Genomic DNA, 351 nt, shown 5'->3' on the forward strand with positions numbered 1-351 from the left:
TCGATCAGGTCGAGGCCCTGACCACTGCCCAGGTCGGTGCGCTCAGTTCGAAACAGATTGCAGCCCTCAGTGCGGACGATCTGGACACGTTTACCACCGCTGAGATGGCCGCAATCAGTTCAAGTGCGGTCTCGGGCTTGTCGACGGCGACGATCGCGTCGCTCTCAGCGGACCAGATCGCTGCCTTGGGCACAGCGGCGGTATCAGGCCTGACCACCGACCAGATCGCGGCCCTCAGCACCGATCAGCTGGACGCCCTGACTACTGCCCAAGTCCGCGCCCTCACCTCCAAACAAATTGCGGCGCTCAGCACAGACGATATCGCCTCGCTTTCGGCGGACCAGATAGCCG

Annotated in this window: 1 protein-coding gene; it reads left to right on the forward strand. The window is 63.0% G+C overall.

The genetic code is table 11. From position 1 onward, the window contains the following. Window positions 1-351, forward strand: a 351-nt coding sequence (locus AAE029_RS36255; RefSeq protein WP_371077772.1) for a hypothetical protein, incomplete at both ends; no start/stop codon positions are given.

The sequence above is a fragment of the Sinorhizobium sp. CB7 genome, assembly GCF_041357635.1.
Classification (GTDB): domain Bacteria; phylum Pseudomonadota; class Alphaproteobacteria; order Rhizobiales; family Rhizobiaceae; genus Rhizobium.